Below are 5571 nucleotides of genomic sequence, written 5' to 3'. Positions count from 1 at the left end.
TTTCATTCGATGGCTCCTCCTATGCTAGATATTTAGTGTGCCTTCACACACTCCTCTATTCTAGCCAAGAGCCACCAACCCTTATACTAATCAGCCAGTTTGTGTGATCGTCGTGGAGGATGGTTTCGAGAACTTTCCCACCAACTCACTTATTCGTCTAGACATTAACATAAGGTAAGATAACCCTGGGTAAGGCGAGCTCAGATTTTCACACTTATTGATGTAGAGCCATGTAATAGACTCTTGCGAACTCTCTTCGCTTTTGTCAGGCTAGTTTAGATTCAGGTTGCACCTTTTGATGAGGCACTCTTCCGAATGTATTTCCAGGTAGCACCGTCTAAGAAGCGGAGGGGTCGGCCACATTTAAAACACAGGATTTGTGTCCCACTACCAGCTTCTTGCTCGCGGCACCTGACCAACTTCTGACAACTATCGCAATAGATTTTCTTTATGCACAGTTTCATGGTTTCGCCATTCCCAAGTAATGCTTCATCCTTTAATTACCGTGATAGGTTTTGTTCCAGCAACGATTCTGGAGATGCCGGTATTGTGGGTAACTGCTACCACTTGGGGCACCTCTTTGTACGCTCCTGAGGCTTCCTCGGCAACTACTCCAAGATACCGGGATCCTCACTCCTATCATTATACTCCTTCTGCCTGATCAAGCGTATCTACGCCTAATGAAATTGCTGATTTAGCCCATTAATTAATTCTTGCCGTTTCTTTAAATCTAAAACCTCCCGGCGAATCCGAGCCTTCTCCTTGCGAATAAATTTTCGAATCGATTTTGACAACTTTTTCGTGTTCATTATATATGGGTGATTATACTTCTTTCTGCATTTTCATCAAAGTGTAACCCCAAAAACCGCCAGAAAGTGCAATCCGAAAAATCGTCCGCCAATTCTCGAAGCTAAATCATCAAAGCTAAACCTTGAGACTAAAAAGGGCCTTTTTAACACTAAGCCAGATGTAACAAACCGCTATTTTGTGCAACTACTCTGTCACTAGAATAGATTTTATTCTTACTAAGCTGTATATTTAAAGAAATTAAAGAAGGAATGTCTGATATGGTCGATTCAGAAGAAAATGAACAACTCAGTTCTATAGAAAAGCGAGACCTAGTAATCCAAGCAGGGATGCAAGCCATTCCTTATATAGGTGGTACTTTAGCCACTCTTTACTTTGGAAAAAAGCAAGAGCTTAGGTTCAAACGCTTAGAGACATTCTATAAAGAGGTTGCCGAAGAAATCAGTGATTTGGAGGATAAATTAGCCCCGTTCGAAACCTATGATAAAGAGGCTCTTACGGCAATTATTGAGGAATTGAATGAAAAGATAGAGTGCGAGCAAGTTCAAGAAAAACGAGAATATTTTAAATCTTATCTAAAGAATACGCTCATAAATCCTATAAAACAGGGTAACTATGACGAACGGCGCTTTTTCCTCGACACATTAGGGTCGATGAGCCTCTTGGAATGCGAACTTTTAGGCTTATTTAATAAGAATACTGAACCGACAAGAGTCGGTCAGATACAAAAGTCAGGTGTCGACCAATACGCAATTGTCGGAGCCGTGGGAAGAGTGAAAACATATGGATTTCTAATCTCTGGACAACCAGGAATTAACATAGGGGGTGGTCAGGATAATTCGCTTCTTGAAACAGTGAAAATTAGTGATTTTGGGAAGCGCTTTTGCGAGTTTTGTCTAAAGACTGACTAAATAAAATGAGTCTATTAACTTGACAATATTATCTAGATTGAACAAGCCGTCAAAATGTGTAGTCAGCAACAACTAAACACTTCATAGGCTCACGCTCAAGCCGTATCTGGCTTTGACGTCGACTTTGTCGTTGACGTCCCACCACACCAAATTACAACCCACCACACCAATCGTGGTTTCGGAGGTCGGGGGACTGTACCAGACGATATGGGACACGATGGAACGGCACTTCGGGCTCGAGATTACGAAACCGCTGCTCTTTATTATTACTATAATAATATATATATAAAATTTGATATTTTTCTACAGAAGACATAAAACCAGGGTGTCGGTTGACCTAGTGTCTTGACACCCTGATTAAAAGTCAGAGTCTCGTACATGCGCACCCATAACTCGTGACCCGAAGATCATCAGATCGAATCCAACCCTAGCTACCCGAAAATTAGAGGTACAATTGTCTAGTTGTGTCTCTTTTCTTAGTTTGAGTCATCCCTATTTGACTTTAAGGTATTACCTAAAATAGAATTGTACTATGAAACGTAAAGTTGGAAGACCGGGGACAGGCCGATGGCCGAATGCTAGTATTCGGATAAATCCAGTTGCACTTCAGCGAGCACGAGATGTATCTATCAGGCAAAAGAAGACCTTAGGGAAGTGGCTTGAAGAGGCAATAATTGAGAAAGCTGATAGAGAAGACGAGTCCAACAGGGAGAGTAAAAAATGAAAGCCGCATTATATGCCAGAGTATCCAGTGAAGAGCAGGTAGAGGGGTATTCTATAGATGCCCAGAGAAGGGCCTTCAAGCAACTATGCGAAGCTAGAGAGTGGGTGCCACATGCAGAGTATATTGAGGAAGGTAAATCAGCTCATACTGATGACTTAAGGAAACGGCCGGTGTTCAAGCAGGCTATTGATGATGCCTTAGCTGGTAAATATGATGTCTTGGTAGTACACAAGATAGACCGTTTCTCTCGGAAGCTCAAGATTACTCTCGAATACTTTGAGAAATTGGGTAAGGCAGGAGTCGGCTTCGTTTCAATACAGAATGACATTGACTACTCCACCCCCACGGGAAAGTTCATGCTGGTAATGCAGGGAGGCCTAGCTGAATTGTATTCTGACAACCTGAGCGAGGAGACCAAGAAAGGCTGGCATGAGAGGAGGAAGCAGGGGCTATATTGCGGGACGTTACCATTTGGAGCAATGAAGGGTGAAGATGGTGTACCAGTGCCAGACATGCAGGATAGAAAAACGAATATAGATGGCCGGGAAGTGAATGTTCGTAATTATGAAGGCCTTAAGATGGCGTTTGATCTTGCGGCACAGGGTAAGTCTGATAGGGAAGTAGCAATGGCCTTAAATGCCTCTGGTTACAGGACAACCGGGACCCATGGTTCAAGGCCTTTTTCAAAGGATACTATCAAGGATATGCTGAAGAACAGGTTCCATTTAGGCTATATATCGGATGGTAATGGAGGATGGATGGATGCACAGCATCAGCCGTTTGTTGATCCGGGAGTCTTTGAAACGGTTCAGGAGGTACGATCAAAGTGGCGGTCTCCACGGCAAACCGTAAACACAAGAGCGAGAACGTATAGTCTTTCTGGTATTGCAAGTTGTACCTGTTGTGATGGAAGTATACGTATGCAGACAAACCCAAAAGGAAGGGCTAGAGTCTATTGTGCCTCTCGATCTGGGGGGCTTCGTTGCGATTTTAGGGGTACTTTTTTAGATGTCTATGAAAGGCAGATAGAATGGTACTTGGCGGATTTCGTTATCCCGGATGACTACCAGGAAAAGATACTTGATTATCATCGTAAGTTGGTAAATGCTTACGATGATAATGAGAGTCGACGTAAACAGATAGAGGCAAGTCTAAAGCGGTTAAAGCAACAGTATCGCTGGGGTCACATAGCTGAGAAAGAGTACCTGAAAGAGCATCAGGAAATGGAGTACCAACTCAGGCAGTTATTACCCACTGGTTCCAAGGATGATGAGCTTAAGCATTTAGCCAGTTTCCTAGCTAATGTGGCCGATGCCTGGAGAATAGCTAATCAGGAACAGAGAAACAAGTTAGCAAATGTGCTATTTGAGGTAATAAAGCTGGGTAGCGGTGGCAAAGTGGTGGCGGTGAAGCCAAGGACGGAGTTTGAACCATTCTTCAGGTTGTCTTACGAATGTCACGCTAGAGATATTGCTGGCGACCCCGGCGGGGATTGCAACCTCATGTTAGACCTTTCGATGAAACCTATCCGGTGGAAGCCCCTTTATATCTCACCATTTCTTACAGACCGAGTCGCAGATTATCGCCACACCTTTGGTCTGAAATCACGGCAAGGCATAGGACGCGAAGCCTGCGGCAACTTGCTGATGAATACAGTGTCTCACGTGAGGCCATTCGGCGAACCTTAGCCGTCATAAGACCCCAGGCGAAACTGGCTGAAAAATAGCTTGCGCAAGCTCCCATTGACGGACCCGCCAGAACTATGACGGAGAACCGATAACAATCTGCCCTGCATCCTCGCTTAGCCATTAACGGAGAAGCCCTGAAATCGATTATTAGATGCCTAAAATTCCTTTTCCGACCAAATCGGGGTTAAGGGCTTGACAAGTGCCTGGGTGGATTGTAGACTGAGAGAGTAAAAGCTTAATAGCGAATTTATGAACGGGGCGAGCAACCTTCGCTGAGAAGGTGACTTGCCCTTTCTTTATAGCGAAATAAAAGAACGGGGCGAGCAACCTTCGCTGAGAGGGTCACTCGCCCTTTCTTTTTTGGAGTTATTGATGGTGCACATCGATGAACGCAAGGTTACCGAGAGCGCTTCCTCTGGCAGTCTGTCCATCTGCCTACCGCGCTGGTGGGCTCGAAGCCACGACCTGCAGGGCGGTAGCATTGTAGCGGTGGGCCTTGTCGGCGAAGGTCGGCTCTTAGTCGAGCCGAAGAAAGAGGAAGCCGCGCAAAATGCCCAAAATGCGGGGAAAACATGAATCCGAAAGAGTTCATTGAAAATCGCGATCAAGTGGGTGCCGAAGGGCGGAAACGGGCAACTGGCCGTGTGACTAACCTGCCCCACGAGGCTCAGAAAGCACGCACCGCTGACAGTCCCACAAGCTGGGCACTTTGGCGTTTGTCGTTAGTACTAAAAGAAATCTCAGAGAACTTGGAGCCGCATGGTGATGAGAAGCAACCACAACGTCTGATTCCTGCTAAAGATGGCGATGGAGGATGTAAGGATGGAGAAAAACGGAACCATTTTTATCGGAGGTAGACCTATAACAAACTAATTGAAAATAGTGAGGAAAGGCCGAAGATAAGGTTTCAAAATGGCACAGGTTACCCCGATCCAGAACTTAAAAGGATATCTTGAGCCTGAGCAGGTGGAGAGACTGATTGCCGCTGCCACCAATCTCAGGGATGCCTTGCTTGTCCACATTCCCTCGAGAACCGGTATCCGAGTTTCGGAGTTAATCGGAAAGGGTTTCAAGACATGGGACTTCGAAAACAGGGCGTCGTCATCAAGGTAACGACCGGCAGCCGGCAGAATGGGCAATTTAATCAATGTCCCGGTAAGCCAGAGAGGTAATAGCAAGAAGCAATGAAAGTTTACGTTGAACCAGAGGAGATAACTCTGATGGAGAAGGCGGCTACCAATCTTCGGGATCGGCTGCTGATCAGGCTGCTGGCCCACCTCGGCTGCCGTATATCGGAGGTCCTGGGTCTCACCGTGCAGGATATTGACTTCCACCAGGGTACGGTAACAATCCAGCACTTGAAGACCCGACTGAAGTTCTCCTGTCCGCACTGCTCATCCCGCCTCGGTCGCTCACACAAGTTCTGCCCCAAATGCGGGTT

At 45.7% G+C, this 5571-nt stretch carries 7 protein-coding genes; 6 read left to right on the top strand and 1 reads right to left on the bottom strand.

Annotation, left to right across the window (positions count from 1 at the left end):
- Window positions 1–489: 489 nt before the first annotated feature.
- Entirely contained in the window at window positions 490–576 is an 87-nt protein-coding gene (locus tag KKD83_02195; protein ID MBU2534962.1) for a hypothetical protein, read from the bottom strand.
- 482 nt (window positions 577–1058) lie between these two features.
- On the opposite strand from KKD83_02195, the gene KKD83_02190 reads away from it, so the two are divergent.
- The 6 genes from KKD83_02190 to KKD83_02165 all read left to right on the top strand — a co-directional run.
- Window positions 1059–1718, top strand: a complete 660-nt coding sequence (locus KKD83_02190) for a hypothetical protein (protein ID MBU2534961.1) — start codon at window positions 1059–1061, stop codon at window positions 1716–1718.
- A gap of 720 nt (window positions 1719–2438) precedes the next feature.
- Entirely contained in the window at window positions 2439–4130 is a 1692-nt protein-coding gene (locus tag KKD83_02185; GenBank protein ID MBU2534960.1) for a recombinase family protein, read from the top strand.
- 372 nt (window positions 4131–4502) lie between these two features.
- The gene (locus KKD83_02180) at window positions 4503–4706 is read left to right on the top strand and encodes a hypothetical protein (GenBank protein MBU2534959.1); all 204 of its coding nucleotides are present in this window, start codon (window positions 4503–4505) and stop codon (window positions 4704–4706) included.
- On the top strand, window positions 4703–4987 hold the full coding sequence (locus tag KKD83_02175; protein ID MBU2534958.1) for a hypothetical protein: 285 nt from the start codon (window positions 4703–4705) through the stop codon (window positions 4985–4987). Before KKD83_02180 ends, KKD83_02175 begins: the two co-directional genes overlap by 4 nt.
- A gap of 55 nt (window positions 4988–5042) precedes the next feature.
- Window positions 5043–5243, top strand: a complete 201-nt coding sequence (locus tag KKD83_02170) for a hypothetical protein (protein ID MBU2534957.1) — start codon at window positions 5043–5045, stop codon at window positions 5241–5243.
- Between the two features lie 71 nt (window positions 5244–5314).
- Window positions 5315–5571 (top strand): tyrosine-type recombinase/integrase (locus KKD83_02165; GenBank protein ID MBU2534956.1); only part of this gene is annotated, 257 nt, incomplete at its 3' end.

The organism is Chloroflexota bacterium (assembly GCA_018829775.1).
In the GTDB taxonomy this organism is placed as follows: Bacteria; Chloroflexota; Dehalococcoidia; order Dehalococcoidales; family RBG-16-60-22; genus E44-bin89.
The sequence above is the reverse complement of the archived record's forward strand: the minus strand, read 5'-3'. Positions and strand labels throughout refer to the sequence as shown.